Raw genomic sequence first — 17,802 nt, 5'->3', positions numbered from 1 at the left:
TGGTTTTTAGGTAGGGGCAATTCATGAATTGCCCCAAAGCACGTTTAGTTTTGTGGGTGAAAAACTATTCTAACGACACAAGACAATCTGTTAGCCGTGAGTCACAGTTTCTTTCGCCAAAAACTTCTCTAATTCTGTCAGGGCATCAGCATCAACCTTAGTTTGCATTGGGCAAAACTTAGGCCCACACATGGAACAAAACTCAGCAGTTTTATAGATATCTGCTGGTAAAGTTTCATCGTGATATTCCTTAGCTCTTTCTGGATCGAGTGATAATTCAAACTGACGATTCCAATCGAAGTTGTAACGCGCCTTAGAAAGTTCATCGTCTCTATCTCTTGCACCAGGACGATGTCTAGCAATATCAGCCGCATGAGCCGCTATTTTATAGGCAATCAACCCATTTCGCACATCTTCGGCATTTGGTAAACCTAAGTGTTCTTTCGGTGTTACATAGCACAGCATCGCAGTACCGTACCATCCAGCCATTGCTGCTCCAATGGCTGAAGTGATGTGGTCATAACCGGGAGCAATGTCTGTTACCAATGGCCCCAAAACATAGAAAGGTGCTTCCGAACACTCTTCCATTTGCTTACGGACGTTGAATTCAATTTGATCCATTGGGACATGTCCAGGCCCTTCCACCATCACCTGTACATCATCTTCCCAGGCTTTGCGAGTTAGCTGTCCAAGAGTTTTCAATTCAGCTAATTGTGCTTCATCTGAGGCATCATGGGTGCAGCCAGGACGTAGGGAATCTCCTAAACTGAAGGAGACATCATACCTTTTGAAAATCTCAATAATATCTTGGAAGTGGGTATAAAGCGGGTTTTGTTTATGGTGATGCAACATCCACCGTGCCAAAATACCGCCTCCACGAGAGACAATACCAGTGATGCGGCTTCTCACCAAAGGCAAATGCTCAATTAAAATCCCTGCGTGGATAGTTTGATAGTCTACTCCTTGCTGGGCGTGTTTTTCGATGATATGGAGAAAATCATCAGCAGTCAGGTTCTCGATTGTGCCGTGGACACTTTCTAAAGCTTGGTAAACTGGCACTGTACCAATGGGAACTGGGGAAGCGTTGATGATGGCGGTACGAATTTCATCCAAATTACCGCCGCCTGTGGATAAATCCATGACGGTATCAGCACCGTACTTCACGGACAGATTCAGCTTATCAACTTCTTCCTGAAGATTAGAAGAGTTGGGCGAAGCGCCGATATTAGCATTTACCTTACATCTAGAGGCGATACCAATAGCCATCGGCTCTAAATTAGTGTGATTAATATTAGCAGGGATAATCATTCGTCCCCGCGCCACTTCCTCACGAATGAGATCAGCAGGGAGATTTTCGCGTTGGGCGACGTAGTGCATTTCTTCGGTGATAACACCTTGACGGGCGTAGTGCATTTGAGATACATTACTCTGCCCACGTCGTTTAGCAACCCATTCTGTCCGCATATTGTAATTCCTCAATAAACAGCTTCCCTCCGCTGGTATTACCCAGACTCAGGTGTTAAGGGTGTGATCTCAGCCTGATTATGTAGGCACCCCTAGCATGGATGTAGTGTACCACCTTCGTTATATCTAGGGGCAAGGGTGTTAACAAATTATGTTGTTTTTTCGGAGTCTGGCTTTAACTGAACTGTATTGACGATAGACTAAATACGCTTGAGTTAAGCATTTCTTTCTTCTCTTTGCGTCCTTTGTGGTAGCCTGCGGCAAGCCGCTCCGCGTCTACATTAAAAAAATTGACTTTGGCAAAGAGTTTTAGCTTTAACTGAACTGTATTGAACCTATCCCACTAATAAAATCCTTTGAATCCATACCATATATGGATAGTTGTAAGGTCAATAAAGGAATCAAAATATACTGTTTGACGTTCCATCGGAGGTTATGTTAGAAAAACGCAAAAATAATATAAACTAACTTTTAGCACTATTTTGATATTAACATCATCAAGAAATCCAGTGCTTCTCAAACCTTCATAGTTAATGACAAAGACCTGTTCAAATCAGGTCTGAATCTGTTATATCTTTATACTCGTTATTTCTCCAACTTATTTTCTCGGCGTTGCTAAATGAAAGTTTGAAAGTCCATGTTGGAAACTGTTTCCTTTGCGTCTTTGGAAGAAACCGAATTCATACTTTTAATTAGCAACGCCGTTTGATGATGGACAAGTGATGAGGTAATTTTTTACCCTCTAAGTTTAGGAGAAACTTATCAATGGCAGTTTTTACTATTAACGGTACAAATGGTCCTGACAGTTTGACTGACTACAATCGCTTCGATAGTTACATTAGTCTAGTTACCATCAACGGATTTGGCGGTGACGACATTATCATTGGGCAAGATATTTTTACTGTCTATGAAATGTTTGGGGGTGCTGGCAACGATTTCGTCTTTGGCGGTGTTTTCGGAGATGTTATCATAGGCGATGATTTGTATAGCGGCGTTGGTGGCAACGATTACCTCGTTGGGGGTGCGGAAGAGGGCGACGATAAGCTCTATGGCTGTGCTGGCAACGATACTCTCGATGGGGGTGCTGGCCCTGATAAACTCGTTGGGGATGTTGGCACTGATAGCCTCATTGGGGGTGCTGGCAACGATACTTTCGTGTTTTTTACAGTATCAGATAGTAAACCTGGTTTGTCACGAGATATTATCAAAGACTTTGTTGGAAACGGTAACTTACCCGGTGACATAATCGATCTATCTAGTATTGACGCTAACACCACCATAAAAGGCGACCAAGCTTTCACTTATATTGGAACTCGCGCATTCTCCGCAGCAGGTCAGATCCGTTATTCTGGAGGCATTCTCCAAGGTAACACTGATACTAATCTAGCGGCTAATTTCGAGATTAAGCTTGAAGGATCACCACTACTAGTGGCAAGCGATATTATCGCTTAATAGACTTCTTGCAAAAGTCCTTAACACCCCACTTCTAAAAGAAAATTCTTAGGAGTGGGGTTCTTATTTTTCATTTATACATGAAGTAAACAGAAGTACAGTGGAGTAGGTAAAATACAATTCCAACCCTTACGATAACCGTAAAGGTAATTGCTTTATTAATTCGTGTGCGACAAAGCTTAAGCTTATTGAGAACTGAAAACTAAAAATCAAGGTTTTCAAGCACATTTTACGAAAACAAGTAGGGATTTTTAGAATAATGGGATAGGTTCATAGACTTATCCTTTTAGGAAAGCAAGCTATACACAGCATCTGCTAGAGAAGGGGAATTTAATACAAAAATTACGAATTACGAAGTTGTTCAATTAGCTCAATAATTTGTTGATAATACTGGATATTTCCTTCTTGATAATACAAGTCTGCTGATTTCTGGAAATCTGTAATTGCTCGTTGATAGTCTCTCAGATTGCGGTAGACATCTGCCCTCAGAATGTAAGCTGAAGCCCAATTAGGCTGACGCAGCAAGGCTTGGTTTAAGTCTGCAAGCGCCCCTTGTAAGTCTCCCAACAGAGAACGGCTACGACCCCGATTGTACCAGTCTTCAGCAAAGCTAGGGTCGATCGCGATCGCTCGACTATAATCTTCTATTGCCCCTTGATAATCTTCTAGGGCATAGTGAGCATTAGCGCGATCGCTGTAAAATGAAGCAGATTGGGGATTTATTTGTAATGCTTGGGTGTAATCTGCGATCGCATTTTCATATTCTTCTAAGGCATAATGGGTAGAACCTCGGTTGTAATATGCTTCAACTAAATCGGGATTAATTTCTAATGCTTGATTATAATCTGCGATCGCTCCTTGTTCATCTCCCAAAAGACGACGAGCATTTCCTCGATTGCAGTACGCTTGAGAAAATTCCGGAACTAACTCTATTGCTTGGGTGTTATCATCAATTGCTCCCTGTAAATCTTGCAAGGCTTCACGGGCAATCCCCCGACCGTAATAAGCTGCGGCTAAGTTATCATTAATTTGCAATGCCCGATCGTAATCTTTAATTGCTGCTTTATAATTTCCTAAAGAACGACGAGCCGCCGCGCGATCGCAATATCCTTCTGCTAAATTAGGATTGAGTTGTAATAAGCGATTACTATCTTCAATTGCACCTTGATAATTTCCCAGTCGCCGACGAGCATTCGCCCGAAAGCCGTATACTAAAGCTAAAGTCGGATTTTCTTGTAACGCTCGGTCATAATCTGCGATCGCACCCTGATAATCCCCAAGAGTACTACGAATCAGACCCCGTTCAGAATAGGCTTGCACATCATCAGGATTGAACTTTAATGCTTGGTTAAAATCTTCAATTGCTCGGTGATATTCTTTGAGATGAGCAAGAACCAGACCCCGATTGTAATATGCTCCGGAAAACTTGGGATTGATTTCTAGGGCACGGTTGTAATTAGCGATCGCACTTTGATAATCTGCTAAAGAGTAGTAGGCATTACCTCGATTATGATAAGCCTCTGCCAAATTTGGATCTAATTGTAATGCTCGGTCGTGGTCAGCGATCGCTTCGTGAAAATTTCCTAAGATATGGTGAATATTACCCCGATTACTGTAAGCTGCGGCAAAATTGGGATGCCACTGTAAAGCTTGCTGAAAATCAGCGATCGCTCCTTGATGATCGCCGCTTTCAAAACAAGCTACACCTCGATTATGATAAGCATTAGCAATGTCAATATTGATATTATCAGCTAACTGGGTACTGGTTTCAATTGTTTGGATATAGTCAGCGATCGCTTTGTCGTATTTTTCTAAGGCAAAGTAAGCATTACCCCGGCTGTGGTAAGATTGGGCGAGATTTGGATCGATTTGTAATGCTTGGTTATAGTCTGCGATCGCTTCTTTATAATCAGCTAAAAAGTAACGTGCATTACCTCGGTGATAATAGGCTGTGGCAAAATTGGGATTGATTTCTATAGCGCGATTAAAATCTGCGATCGCACCACGATAATCTTTAAGTTGACTACTTAAAATAATCCCCCGATTATGGTAAGCTTCGGCATAGTTAGGATTGAGCTTGATTGCTTTGGTGTAAGCCTCGATTGCCCTTTGATAATCTCCTTGCAAATTGTGGTTTAATCCTTGGTTTAATAATTCTTCAGCATTCATATAATTTTTTGGTATTTCGATATTCTCTAGCTTTCAGGCAACGGGATTTTTTACGATATGTTTTAAAAATCGCTCTAGCTACTATTGTGCCTCTTGCTAAGATTTTAATTCCTGATTTTCTGTTAACCCAAATCAGTGCGACGAATTTCAGGCGACTTAAACAGCAGCAAGCACTACAAATAATAACAATGGGTGTTTGACTCGCCTTTTTATACTGCTATTGCTGTAGTAGCGGATAACACCTTTGACTAAGTGTGATCGTATCTACTATCAACATGAATATAGGACTAGTATTTGATTTCTGAAAAAGCTCCGTACATTTGAAGAGTGGCAAAATCAAAGGTAGTGTGTCGGATAAACCACTGGAACATCCATTTGAGATGAGAGAACGAAGGAATCAAAGCACAGAAGCGCCGCACCCAGGTTTTAGCTTGTAACCAAATATCCTCAATTGGATGAGAGTGATGGGCAATTAGGAGCAAAGCGGACGCAGTGAATTTTCCACTGCTCTTGAGACAAACCAAGGTTTATCTCACCTAAAAAGTTTTGCACCAAATGTGAACGATGGTAAGAAGCACCATCCCAAATGGGTTTTATTACTAATGGTGTTTGCTAACTGATTTACGATGCTCATTATTTAAGTTAAATACTAGCTTAATTACTGTTGACAAAACTAATTTTATCTTAACTTATCACTACTGAATTGGTGGTGGGTTGCGACGAATTTGGTCTGCTGAGAGAGTAATCAAATTGAAAGCCTGCCATTTGGTTGTAACGTACTTGAATTTACCAATACCAAAGTCTTTATTAGTAGTCCAGTTATTCCACCGTGCAGTTAAATTCAACCAGTAATCACCCCCCCCACTAAGAATGTAGCGAGCCTTAGAGCGATCGTCAGGCTTATTAAAATTATCTACTACAAGTCTAGCTTGAACTGTGGTAAACATCCCCATAACATCAATGGGATTAATAGATGCACGACCAAGTGGCCAAAAGTGGAAGTTGTAACCATTACCTGCTTTTACAGAGATACTTCCGTCAGATTCATAACGAATATCTGCTCCTCTACTAAGATTACCGGAAAAATCTTCTCTATAGGCAGCCCCTTCCACCATCACAGAACTTTGCAGAATATGCCACTTTTTATCTGTTTTACTCAGATAGTAAGCTTTAATATTTTTTATCTGCACACGGGTGTTAGTTGCAGGGTTACCTTCGGCTGCTTCATATAATTGTCCCCATGCCGTCATTGCTGTAAAAGTACCTGGATCAGTACTACCTAAACGTGGCCCGGTAGCCCAATTCCAATACAAAGGAACCCCATGTGGTATGCCCTCGTGAGGTGGTTGCATATCGTAAATGATAGTTTCAATAGAGTTGATTGGTTTGGGTGTCTGTGAATCTACCCTGTACGGAAAACCGCTAGTAAGTATTGCAGTAAATACGCATAGGAAAATAAGCAAAAATTTAATTTCATAAAAAGTAAGCTTAAGTTTAAATGCTGGTTTGGTCAAGGTTATATACCTGAATTTAGTAATTTTAGATGAAATTGAAACAGCTTTAAAATTTGCTCAAAACATGACATGGAAAGGTAAACATCCTGTAGTTAAGTTAGTATCTCAAACTTATGAAACTGGAGTCAAGCTTACCAAGGGCGCTATGTCTGCTATTGAAAATCAAATAGAGCGTTTCACTAACTCTAAAAATGAAAAATTTCCCAATTTAGGCAAATGGTTTGTTGATATTTGTTGTGGCAGTACTTAATTTTTATTAGCTAGCAGTTTTTAAATCTTTGAAATCTAAAAATATTAATATTAATTATGATATTGCACTGACATTATTTACAGAGTGCAGACTTTTCTTTCTGTTTTTGAAGGGGTGATATCGTGTTCGGTGAAAGACTTATCATTAAGACCGCAGGGGAACAGGCGGAAAGAAGTTTTCCTGGTTTTTGCATAAATGCGGGAATTATAACTAATTAGGCGGACATTGTTTGTTCCATTCGTAGCGTGTGGTGCACCAACGAACAATTTAGCTTATAAACTTGCTTCTACTCAATTGGCGGTGGGTTACGACGAATTTGGTTTGGTGGCAGAGTCATCATATTAAAAGCCCGCCACTTCCTTGTAACGTATTTAAATTTACCCATACCGAAATCTTCGTTTGTCTTCCAATTGTCCCACCTTGCAGTTAAGTTTAACCAGTAATCTCCACCCATATTTAGTAAGTAGCGAGCCTGAGAGCGATCATCACGTTTTTTAGGATTGTCAACTACAAGCCGTGCTTGAACTGTGGTAAACATACCACGCACATCATAGGGATTAATTGCAGCTCTGCCAGAAGGCCAAAAATGGTAGTTGTAACCATTACCAGCTTTAACCGAAACACTACCATCAGATTCATAACGAATGTTTGCGGCTGTACTAGCATTACCGGAAAAATCTTCTCTATAGGCAGCCCCTTCAACTTTTGTCGAATTTTGAATGAGGTGCCATTTATTATCTAACTTACTGAGGTAATAAGCCTTGATATTTTTGATTTGAACGCGGGTATTAGTTGCAGGATTACCTTGAGCTGCTTCATATAGTTGCCCCCAGGCGGTCATCGCTTTGAATTGTTTTGGGTTGTTACTACCTATACGAGGTTTAGTTGCCCAACTGTAATATGAAGGAACACCGTGTGGCATCCCCTCATGGGGTGGTTGCATATCATAAATGATAGTTGCGATCGAATTAATTGGTTTTGGAGTCCGTGCATCTACTTTGTAGGCAAAACAGCAGCCAAGTACTACGGCAAAAAGGCAGAGCAAGAAGGCTATTTTTTTGACACGCATATCACTACTCCTTGCTACTCTACAGTAGCATTTTACTTTTTGCAAGTCGTACCTCTTGTAGCAGTGTTATTATCCACTTCTTGATCAACCACCTAATAAGACTTTGAGCGTAATCTTGTAATAAAATTTGCGGATGCAGACAAATTGCCATCCATAGCTTTTGACCAGCTTGATTAATCGTATCAATACTATTATCCTGCTTTAAATATTGTTGTGTAACATATTGATAGATCCAGGCTAAACTTTGCTTTTTTAGATGTTTAAGCTCTGCTGGAACTGTTTGAAATGTTTTTTTAATGACCAGAAGACCATCGTTCTCCATGTGTTTGACTTTGGTAAATGACATTGAATTTGAAGATTGACGATAAAAAATTTGATGTTTAGGGACTACAACAAAATTCCAAGAAACTGATAACCGCAGCCAATAATCCCAGTCGGCACAACCTGCACAGACAGGATCAAAGCCTCCTACAGCTTCTATTGCTTGTCGCCGAATTAATGGGTTGGAACCGCTAGCCAGAAAGTTATTAACTAATAAATTAGGCTGGACATCACCCTCAAAGAATATGGAAACACCAGGAATTGAAGATTTTCCTTGCTCATCCATAAAATAAGTCCAGCTATAAGCAACTCCTGCCTCTGGATGCTGTTTCAGGGCTGCTAGCTGTAGCTCTAATTTATCTGGTGTCCACAAATCATCAGCATCAAGAAATGCAATAAATTCCCCAATAGCATGAGAGAAACCACGATTACGAGCCAGTGAAAGGCCACCATTTTCATAAGATAAAACTTTGAGACGCTGATCCTGAAGACTCTGAACTAGCGCGAGAGTATTGTCTGTCGAGCCATCATTTATGACAATTATTTCAAAATCCGCAAATGTTTGTTCTCGAACGGATTTGATAGTTTCTAAAATTGTATGTTCAGCATTATATGCAGGAATAATAACAGATATAGTTGGCATAAATTGGCTTTTCAATAAATTGCACACAAACTGTAAAATTGGTTATCACTAACTACCTGATGAGAAATTAAGAACTACTGTACCCATCCAGAATATTCCCGGTTCATTGGAAATAAGGTAATTATGAAACTCCTAAGATCCAGACCATAAATCACCAAAGTTTCCTCCACCATGTAAAATAATTGGCAAATTCCTGTCTTGTTTCTTCAGTTCTTCCTCAGAAAAGCTCTTAATACTTGCACCATAAGAAATACTGGCTTTGAGTACATGGCTCAGGTAGAATAGCTCGGCACACCAAATCATACTGTCCCCAACATTAGTATATCGAGATGGTCTAACAGAATGCACTGTAAGAATGGCTCTAGCTTTCCCAAAGCATTATGTAGAAGTTTTTTAAGATACAAAGTTGAATGCACTAGGTTACTATCGTTAGTACCATTTGTATCAAAAAATACATTTAAATTGCTTTCAGAATATGTCACTTCTACTATCATTTATAATGAATAAATTTACAACTTAATGTATGTAATTACACTGCCATTAATTATATTGAATTTAAGAAATGCTCTTTGCGTAGTGCAAATCGATGTGTCCAGAATGTGGACACGAATGACACAACCAGAGTGTTGAAAAATACAGCAAATGCAACCCAAACTATACCACCTTGGACAGCAGCAAAGATAGAAATGATAAAAATAGTCGTCGCTGCAATATTGATGTATAAAGAAAGCCGAGTTTTGTTGATTGCATTCAACAATAAAGAAGATGCCCAAGCATATATTCTTGGAACAACGGAAAGGCAGATCAAAATTAGGACTGGAATTGCTGGAGTCCACTTTTTTCCAAAAATAATTGGTACATAGATAGGAGACAAAGAAGCCTGTACTAAAATAAGCGGAACGAGAATTATGGAAATTTTTTTAAGGCTGCTAAAATAGCGTTGCCTAAACTGTGAATAGTTACTTTTAGCAGCGCAAATATAGGGATATAGAGGGGACATAAAAGTGTTTAGAAGGTTGAGCGTGATCCCTGAACCTGCATTGAAGGCAAAGTAATACATCCCCAGAGCTTCAATCCCAAGATATTTACCAACAATCAGATAATCTACGTTAGCCCGGACTCTATTCAAAAGATCGTTGAGCAATAGATTGCTGCCAAAGCCAAGAACTTCCTGCCGCTTTTCCAGAGTAAAACGGTGGGGAGGTCTCCAAGGGTGATACTTCCAAGTAAGGATAATCCAAACAGGTGTTGCTAGAAATATTGAGCAAGCGATCGCCCAAATACCCATCCCCCGCAAGGCAAATATTGCCGTGAGAACGTTCGAGACTAAGGAGATAACGATGTTACAGACTGCTATGGCTTTGAATTGATTGTCCCTTTCAAGTAGCGTCAGATGAATGACAAAAAGTGGGTATCCTAAGTAGGTGAGAGCAACGACACATAACGGTAGAGTGATGTGTTGGTCGTGAGAAAAGTAAGGAATGAGCCATGCGATAAAACACTGAATGATACAGATCGATCCGCAGGCGATCCAATTGAGCCAGTAGGCTGTATTGGTAACTTCCTTTACGTCCTGTTCATCTGCCTGAATAATTTTGGCTCCAATTCCACCTCTTAGCATAAATACATTGGCAAAGTCAGACATCGTGTAGATGATTGCCATCAGCCCATAGTCTTGTGGGCTAAACATTCGTGCCAGTATTACAGTCCCTGACAGTCGGATAATGCGATTGGCTAGCTCTGCACCAGCCATCCAGCCGACATTGCGAAGATATACACCTGATAAGACTTTTTTGAACCTGGTAATCATTATATAAATGTTCTTTACCTCTGGACTATTTTGGATTAGATATAGAAAGTAAGGTAAGCAAGGGTGGCATTACTGTTCATGGTTGAGTAGAAAGCTGCGTAGTTGCTGCCCGATCGCTTTGAGTGAAAAATGGGCTTCGACACGATGATATCCCCGTTTGCCCAATTCCTCACCTAGATTTTGGTTATCCAAAATTTGACCTAGCGCTGCTGCTAATGCCTGCGGATTTTCTCTAGGAACTACTAATCCGCCATCCGCTTCTCCATTCTCGAAAATATCAGCGACTCCCTGAGCATCAGCTGCAACAACAGGCAGTCCACAAGCCATTGCTTCAATAGGCGCAACAGGAAACCCTTCCCATCGGGATGACAATACATAAACATCGGCGGCTGCAAGGTATTGCCGTAATAAAGTGCGATCCTGAATATATTCATTGCGCCAAAGAATGTTTGATAGCGGCATAGACGCGATCCGTTGCTGAAATTCTTCAGCATCGCTACCTGTTCCAACTAGTAAAAGCTGCAAATCTCGATTTGGTCGCTTGCGACAGATCAGTTCCCATGCAGCCAGTAAAACATCCAGTCCTTTTTTGTCAATCTCAACTCGCCCATGCCAAATCACGACTTTTGTCTTTACGGAAATACCCAGTTGAGTGCGGATTTTGTTGCGATCGGGATCGCCCCAGGATGAGATATCTACGGGGCTGAAAACACGGGCAATCTTGCTGCTAGGCATAGCATAATCTGCTTGTACTCGCTTTATTTCTGCCTGACTACTAATGATGAGTCCCTTACAAGCTTTTAAAGCAAGGGGACGAACTAGATAGTCACTAATGCCACGGTGTACCCAGGTACGTCCCTGAAACGTAGCGAACACAGGAATATTGAGCAATTTTCCCAAGAGTACACAAGTGTCAAAGCGCCCGTACTCATACTCTTGACATAGGATTGCCTGACATCCTTCGCGTCGGATTTCCTGCGCCAGCAATCCTAATGGTGTTGATAAATAGGTTCCAAGTGTACTAATTGAGTTTTTCAGCAAGGTGAAGCGACGGCGTGGAGATTGCGGCGCACTTGAGGCAGAAAATTCTCCTTCTAAGTTTAAAGCGCGACGGCGGACAGTACGAATTTTGCGATAGGTTTGGTAAACCTTTGGAGCTGGTAAAAAACAAATGGTTGCTCCTGTAGGACGATGATTAACACGCACAACTTCGCTGACACGGGCTGAGATACAGAATAAAACACTGCGTACGTGGGCAATTTTCAGTGCTTCAAAATACCCAAATAGCCAACCACCTGTCATCTGGCTGCAAAAAGTTTCTAGAGACACATTGATACTGTCCAAAAAGTCCTCAATTAAGTCACCAGCGAGTAGGAAAGCAACTGCTGGTTCCTTCATCGGTTGGTGAGCTAATGGGGACTCATTAGCATCAATTAACTGAGCGACTTGGTTATTCATACAGCTTGACTATTTTTAGCAAATATGGTGTATGCAAATAGTAAATGGGTAGATTTAGAGCCAGGGAAATAAAGTGTTATGGGAAGGGCTGTACTGCTGTGTTATGTGCCTCTGTTCAAGACTATTCGATAGATAGAACGAGTCCAATTCCTAACACCGTCATAGCCATGCGAACCAAACAATTGAATCAAGAAAATTGCAAGACTCAAACGAATGTATTTTTCAGAGTATTGAATCTGTGGATAGTGCAAATGCGCTTGCTGCTGCCAAAATCTGCCCGTTTCCCAATCTCCTTCATCTACAGACCACCATGCCTGGTTTAGCGTGATACTGGCATACGCTCGATTTCTAAAATACAACATCTCCAAAGGAGCCGTTTGAAATGTTTTCTCAATAACCGTTCTCAGGTTTTGAAACATTCGCTGACGGTTCTTAGACATACTGCTGGAATATTGACGATAAAGCGTTAGGGGTTCTTTTATGACTGCAAACCAGTAGTGGGTAGCAATACGCAGCCACATATCTAAATCTTCTGCCGAAGTAAGGGTGCGATCAAATATGCCAACCCTCTCAAAACACTCTCGTCGAACAAGGGCAGAACTACCATTGGAAATCACATCCGTTTCTAAAAGTTCTTTCCATACGTTGCCTTGTGCTTGTGACGCAAAGATTCTGCCTGTCGGTTTGCTATCTTCATTGATTAAGAGTGTCCATGTATAGACTACGCCAACATCTGGATTTTCTTGAAAGCATTGAACTTGCTTTTCTAACTTAGTGGGTTCCCACAGATCATCCGCATCCAGCAAAGCAATGTATTCCCCTTGTGCATACCTAATGCCTGTATTTCTCGCTCCTGGTAATCCCTGGTTTTCCTGAGAAATCAGATGAACTCGCTGATCAATAATTTCTGATGCCCAAGTCACTATGGAATCTGTACTGCCATCATTGATAATTAACACTTCAAAATTAGTAAAGGTTTGCTTTAGCACACTACTGACCGTTTCCGGCAAATAGTTCATTGCATTGTAAGCAGGTATAATGACAGTTACTTGTGGCATAGCTAAACTGGGTTAAATCAATATCGAAAAGGCTGAGTCCGCAAATCTAAAATCTAATTGTTAAGGTTTAAGAGGAGAGCGAAAATTCCGATTTATTACTATCACCTCGCAGTTTGCGTCTCAGATTTTGTAGCTTTAAATAGGCATTAGAACCGAACCAGTGTGTTAGCAGAATTGCCAATTGTAGCTGGACAACAATTTTGGTGTAGCGTATGCGAGGATAGTGGAGGATTGCTTGTTTACAATAAGCGTTTGCCTCCTCATACTGCCCGTCATACACACTTTTCCAGGCTAGCGTGCGGTACATACCAGCATAGGCAACGTTTCTGAGATAAAGCAATTCCAAGGGAACTGATTGAAACCGCTTTTCAAATGTGATCCGCAAATCTTGCATCATCTTAAGATGATTTCTGGACATACTAGTAGAGGACTGGCGATAGTAAAGCAAATACTCTTTGATTACAGCAAAGGGATATTGCGCTGCAATCCGAGTCCACATATCGAAGTCTGCTGCTGAAGATAAATCAGGATCAAACACTCCCGCCACTTCAAAACAACTTCGACGAACCATTGCCGAACTACCGCTACATACAATGTCCCCAACTAAAATTTGCTGCCAAACATCTCCCTCAAGATAAGAATTATATTTAACACCTATGGGTTTTTCATTTTCATCAACGAGCAGTGTCCAAGTATAAACTAACCCTACTTCTGGTTTACTATCAAGGCAACAAATTTGCTTTTCTAATTTGGTTGGTTCCCACAAATCATCTGCATCTAAAAATGCAATGTATTCACCTTGAGCATTTTCAATTCCGGTATTACGAGCTACAGAAACTCCTTGATTTAGCTGAGAAATGAGCTTGATACGGGAATCAGTGATTTCGGAAGCCCATTGTATAATGCTATCTGTACTGCCATCGTTAATAATGAGTACTTCAAAATCAGAGAATGTTTGTTTAAGGACACTGGCTAAGGTTTGAGGCAAGTATGCCATAGCGTTGTAGGCAGGAATAACCACAGTCACTTTTGGCATTATTGGGTTCCTTTTGCTGTATAGTCTGGTTGAGCGATCGCACGATTTAAAGAGCGGCTAGTAAATGTTAGCAATATAGTAATTATTGGTGATATTGAAAAACTCCTCCACGCAGTTTGTGTGTCAAATTTTTCAACTGTGTATAACTATCCGAGCCAAACAAGCGGACTAATATCAGCACAAACTGTAAACGTAAGAACTTGGCAGAGTACTTCATTTGAGGATAGTACAAAATCGCTTGTTGGGAAAAATAACTCGCTTTCTCAGGATCTCCTCCATCGAACATAATTTTCCATGCCAACCATAAGAATGCATGACCATAAGCTCGCGGTCGTAAATATAGCAATTCAAAGGGAACATTTTGAAATTTTTTCTCAATCTTTAATCTCGAATTTTGCATCATTTTGTTGTAATCTTTAGACATATTTGTAAAATGTTGTCGGTAGTAAACCAATACTTCTTTAATCACTGCAAAGGGATAGATAGCTGCAATGCGAACCCACATATCACAATCTTCAATACTGGATAATTCTGTATCAAAAAGACCAACAGTTTCAAAGCAGCTCCGACGTATCATCGCTGAACTGCCGCTGCCTATAATATCTCCAAGTAATAGCTTCTCCCATATATTTCCTTCTGTATGGGAAGCAGTGACTGTACCTGTAGATATACCTTGTTGATCTACTAGAAGTGTCCAAGTATATACCAAACCTACTTCAGGTTTTGAGTCTAAACAATGAACCTGTTTTTCTAGCTTGGTTGGTTCCCACAAATCGTCAGCATCTAGAAATGCAACGTATTCACCTTGAGCGTGAACAATGCCAGTATTACGTGCTGCGGATAAGCCTTGATTTTCTTGAGAAATCAGCTTGACTCGGTAATCCGTAATTTTTGATACCCACGTAACAATGCTATCGGTACTGCCATCATTAATAATTAAAACTTCAAAATCGGTAAACCTTTGCTTCAATACACTGTCCAAGGTTTCTGGCAAGTATGTCATGGCATTGTAAGCAGGAATAATTACTGTCACTTTTGGCATATTGCACCTCCTCGGAAAATGTTTAGATTTGAGTTGTTGTAGAATTTTAATACAGAATTGTCAAAGCTATTAGAGAGATTTAGTTTCAAAGGTCTGGGATGTTTGCTGTTCAATTGGCGCTACTTTTAGAAGTAGAAAATCACGGAGTTTTTGACCGACAGCTTCGCAAGCAAACTTTTGTTCTACTCTTAACCGCGCCCGTCTACTGAGTTCTTGTGCCCACTCTGGATGGTCAAGAACTCTGCCGATCGCATTTGCTAAAGCAGTAACATCATTGCGCGGCACAACTAATCCACCTGAAATTTCGCCTTGCTCAAGGATGTCAGGAATACCTGGTGCATCAGTCGCGACTACAGGTAAACCGCACGCCATTGCTTCAATGGGGGCAACAGGAAAACCCTCCTGACGCGATGACATCACATACACATCAGCAGCAGACAAATATTGCTGAATGCGAGTGCGATCGTTGACAAATTCGTCTTGCCACATCACCCCCCGCAGTTGCATGGCTGTAATGCGATCGCGTAGTTTATCTGCGTCGGGGCCAGTTCCTACCAGTAACAACCGTAAATCTTGTTCAAGACGTTGACGACAAATCTGATCCCAAGCATCTAACAGGATGTCTAAGCCTTTGCGATGCATTTCTATGCGTCCGTGGCAAACTACAACTTTAGCTGTAAGCGGCATACCAACAGCAGTTCGTGCTGCACTGCGATCTATAGCGCGCCAGCTAGCTACGTCTACTGGGTTAAAAATCCGGGCTAATTTGCTGGTTAGTATCTTATAGCGATCGCGTACTCGTTGTAATTCTGTTTGGGGAGCAATGATTAACCCGGTACAGCCTCTCAGCGCCAGCAGACGCAACGGATATTCAATCCAGCTTTGCGTTTCATTGCCCCCTTGAAAACTAGCGAATACTGGCAGATGCATTAACTTCCCTAAAAGCACGCAAGCGTCAAACCGGGCATATTCATACTCTTGACACAAAAGAGCGTCACAGCCTTCACGCCGCATTTCTTGAGCAAGCAATCCCAACGGCGTAGACAAGTAATTTCCTATACTTTTGACTAGATCCTTAATTTTTGTAACTATGGAACGACGTTTATTCTTGGAGTTCTCAATGTCTGTAAATGATTGCCCTTCATTTCCACCGTACAGGCTAAGTGCTTTACGTCGAACAGCACGGTAAGCAAGATAGCTTTTAGAAGCTGGCAATATACAGATCATCGCACCAGTAGGCCTATGAGTAAAGCGTGATGGCTTGGTAACACGAGCTGAAATACAAAATAAAATCGTCCGTACACCCACTCGTTGTAGAGCATTTATATAACCGAACATCCAGCTACCAATGAAGCGATCGCAAAAAGTCTCGAAGGAGATATTGATGCTGTCTAAAAAATCTTCAATTAGGTCATAACAATGGAGTAAAGCTATAGTAGGCTGTTTTTGCGGAGTATCTAGTTGTGGCTTGGTAATTTGATAGTCCAGCATGGTTTGAACTTCCATAGTAAATAATGTAGAATCTTTATCTTGCAAAACGTTGGATGCGTCGTCTTAAACCATAGAGTAGCTTTAGTACTCGGCTGTAACCATCAGATCCAAACCATTCAAATGCTGCGATCGCCAAGCTCAAACGTATATTCTCTTTTGAGAAACCCAATTGAGGACAGTACTCTAGAGCTTGCCTTTGAAAATCCATTGCTTTTTTATAATCTTTATTGCGACTTTGCAGAGGTTTCCAAGCTAAACAGAGATGAGCACAACCATAGCTCCGTCCTTTCAGGTAATGCAACTTAGGTGGAGCAGAAGCAAAGGCTTTTTCGATAACTATACGAAAACTTTGTTCCATCGCCTCCCAATTTCTAGAGGCGCTAGTTGAGTGTTGTCGATAGTAAACTAGAGGTTCTTTTAGGACTTTAAAAGGATAACGAGATGCTATCCTCAGCCACATATCCCAATCTTCTACAAATGAGCGTAAATTTCGATCAAATACGCCACAAGTTTCAAAGCATTGGCGACGAACCATCGCTACACTTCCACTTTCAACTATATTGTGTTCAATGATCTGATGCCAAACATCATTTTCGGCATAGTTTTTGAACACTCTTCCTGTGGAATTACCGTTTTCATCGATTAATGCCACCCAAGTATATACCAAACCGATTTCAGAATTTTCTTCTAGACAAAGCACTTGTTTTTCAAGCTTTGTTGGCTCCCAAAGGTCATCAGCATCTAGGAAGGCAATATACTTTCCACTCGCATGAGCAATACCTGTATTTCTGGCTCCAGATAATCCTTGATTTTCTTGAGTAATCAGTTTGACTCGCGGATCTGCTATTTGAGAAACCCAATTCTCAGTATTATCGGAGCTACCATCGTTGACAAGTATAACTTCAAAATCATTAAAGGTTTGCCTAAGCACACTTTCCATCGTTGCAGGAAGATACTTCAGGGAATTATAGGCAGGAATAACAACAGAAACTTTTGGCATAGTTAAAATTTTTAATTTTAAGCAT

At 40.9% G+C, this 17,802-nt stretch carries 14 protein-coding genes, 2 pseudogenes and 1 riboswitch; of the genes and pseudogenes, 2 read left to right on the top strand and 14 right to left on the bottom strand.

Annotation, left to right across the window (positions count from 1 at the left end; all coding sequences use genetic code 11):
• Positions 1-90: 90 nt before the first annotated feature.
• Complete coding sequence (gene thiC, locus RMZ43_RS07700) at positions 91-1,464, bottom strand: phosphomethylpyrimidine synthase (RefSeq protein ID WP_322648875.1); 1,374 nt, start codon at positions 1,462-1,464, stop codon at positions 91-93.
• A gap of 7 nt (positions 1,465-1,471) precedes the next feature.
• A riboswitch (TPP riboswitch) is annotated at positions 1,472-1,568 on the bottom strand.
• Between the two features lie 661 nt (positions 1,569-2,229).
• Between thiC and RMZ43_RS07695 the strand changes: the two genes are divergently transcribed.
• Positions 2,230-2,916, top strand: a complete 687-nt coding sequence (locus tag RMZ43_RS07695; protein ID WP_322652636.1) for a calcium-binding protein — start codon at positions 2,230-2,232, stop codon at positions 2,914-2,916.
• Positions 2,917-3,258: 342 nt separating this feature from the next.
• Here RMZ43_RS07695 and RMZ43_RS07690 read toward each other — a convergent pair whose 3' ends face one another.
• The 3 genes and pseudogenes from RMZ43_RS07690 to RMZ43_RS07680 all read right to left on the bottom strand — a co-directional run bounded on the left by RMZ43_RS07690 (position 3,259) and on the right by RMZ43_RS07680 (position 6,437).
• Positions 3,259-5,085 (bottom strand): tetratricopeptide repeat protein, encoded by a 1,827-nt coding sequence (locus RMZ43_RS07690; RefSeq protein ID WP_322652637.1) that lies wholly within the window; start codon positions 5,083-5,085, stop codon positions 3,259-3,261.
• Between the two features lie 287 nt (positions 5,086-5,372).
• Positions 5,373-5,670, bottom strand: a pseudogene (locus RMZ43_RS07685) (IS630 family transposase); the annotation flags it as partial.
• Between the two features lie 110 nt (positions 5,671-5,780).
• Positions 5,781-6,437 (bottom strand): hypothetical protein, encoded by a 657-nt coding sequence (locus RMZ43_RS07680; RefSeq protein WP_322648877.1) that lies wholly within the window; start codon positions 6,435-6,437, stop codon positions 5,781-5,783.
• A gap of 184 nt (positions 6,438-6,621) precedes the next feature.
• Here RMZ43_RS07680 and RMZ43_RS07675 point away from each other — a divergent pair.
• Positions 6,622-6,849: pseudogene (locus RMZ43_RS07675) on the top strand (ISAzo13 family transposase); the annotation flags it as partial.
• Positions 6,850-7,135: 286 nt separating this feature from the next.
• Here RMZ43_RS07675 and RMZ43_RS07670 read toward each other — a convergent pair.
• The 10 genes from RMZ43_RS07670 to RMZ43_RS07625 all read right to left on the bottom strand — a co-directional run bounded on the left by RMZ43_RS07670 (position 7,136) and on the right by RMZ43_RS07625 (position 17,777).
• The gene (locus RMZ43_RS07670; RefSeq protein WP_322648878.1) at positions 7,136-7,918 is read right to left on the bottom strand and encodes a hypothetical protein; all 783 of its coding nucleotides are present in this window, start codon (positions 7,916-7,918) and stop codon (positions 7,136-7,138) included.
• Between the two features lie 19 nt (positions 7,919-7,937).
• Positions 7,938-8,882, bottom strand: coding sequence for a glycosyltransferase family 2 protein (locus tag RMZ43_RS07665; RefSeq protein WP_322648879.1), 945 nt, complete (start codon positions 8,880-8,882; stop codon positions 7,938-7,940).
• A 132-nt stretch (positions 8,883-9,014) separates the two neighbouring features.
• The gene (locus RMZ43_RS07660; protein WP_322648880.1) at positions 9,015-9,185 is read right to left on the bottom strand and encodes a hypothetical protein; all 171 of its coding nucleotides are present in this window, start codon (positions 9,183-9,185) and stop codon (positions 9,015-9,017) included.
• 241 nt (positions 9,186-9,426) lie between these two features.
• Complete coding sequence (locus tag RMZ43_RS07655; RefSeq protein ID WP_322652638.1) at positions 9,427-10,692, bottom strand: lipopolysaccharide biosynthesis protein; 1,266 nt, start codon at positions 10,690-10,692, stop codon at positions 9,427-9,429.
• Positions 10,693-10,761: 69 nt separating this feature from the next.
• The gene (locus tag RMZ43_RS07650; RefSeq protein ID WP_322652639.1) at positions 10,762-12,150 is read right to left on the bottom strand and encodes a glycosyltransferase family 4 protein; all 1,389 of its coding nucleotides are present in this window, start codon (positions 12,148-12,150) and stop codon (positions 10,762-10,764) included.
• Between the two features lie 101 nt (positions 12,151-12,251).
• Complete coding sequence (locus RMZ43_RS07645) at positions 12,252-13,208, bottom strand: glycosyltransferase family 2 protein (RefSeq protein ID WP_322648883.1); 957 nt, start codon at positions 13,206-13,208, stop codon at positions 12,252-12,254.
• Between the two features lie 67 nt (positions 13,209-13,275).
• Positions 13,276-14,244 carry a glycosyltransferase family 2 protein gene (locus RMZ43_RS07640; RefSeq protein ID WP_322648884.1) on the bottom strand — a complete coding sequence of 323 codons (969 nt, stop codon included), beginning with the start codon at positions 14,242-14,244 and terminating at the stop codon, positions 13,276-13,278.
• A gap of 82 nt (positions 14,245-14,326) precedes the next feature.
• Positions 14,327-15,286, bottom strand: coding sequence for a glycosyltransferase family 2 protein (locus RMZ43_RS07635; protein ID WP_322648885.1), 960 nt, complete (start codon positions 15,284-15,286; stop codon positions 14,327-14,329).
• Positions 15,287-15,355: 69 nt separating this feature from the next.
• The gene (locus RMZ43_RS07630) at positions 15,356-16,777 is read right to left on the bottom strand and encodes a glycosyltransferase family 4 protein (RefSeq protein WP_322652640.1); all 1,422 of its coding nucleotides are present in this window, start codon (positions 16,775-16,777) and stop codon (positions 15,356-15,358) included.
• Between the two features lie 34 nt (positions 16,778-16,811).
• Positions 16,812-17,777 carry a glycosyltransferase family 2 protein gene (locus RMZ43_RS07625; protein WP_322652641.1) on the bottom strand — a complete coding sequence of 322 codons (966 nt, stop codon included), beginning with the start codon at positions 17,775-17,777 and terminating at the stop codon, positions 16,812-16,814.
• Between the last annotated feature and the right edge of the window lie 25 nt (positions 17,778-17,802).

It is taken from the genome of Nostoc sp. CmiVER01 (genome assembly GCF_034531135.2).
Lineage (GTDB): Bacteria > Cyanobacteriota > Cyanobacteriia > Cyanobacteriales > Nostocaceae > Nostoc.
This window is presented reverse-complemented; position numbering and strand designations above follow the sequence as displayed.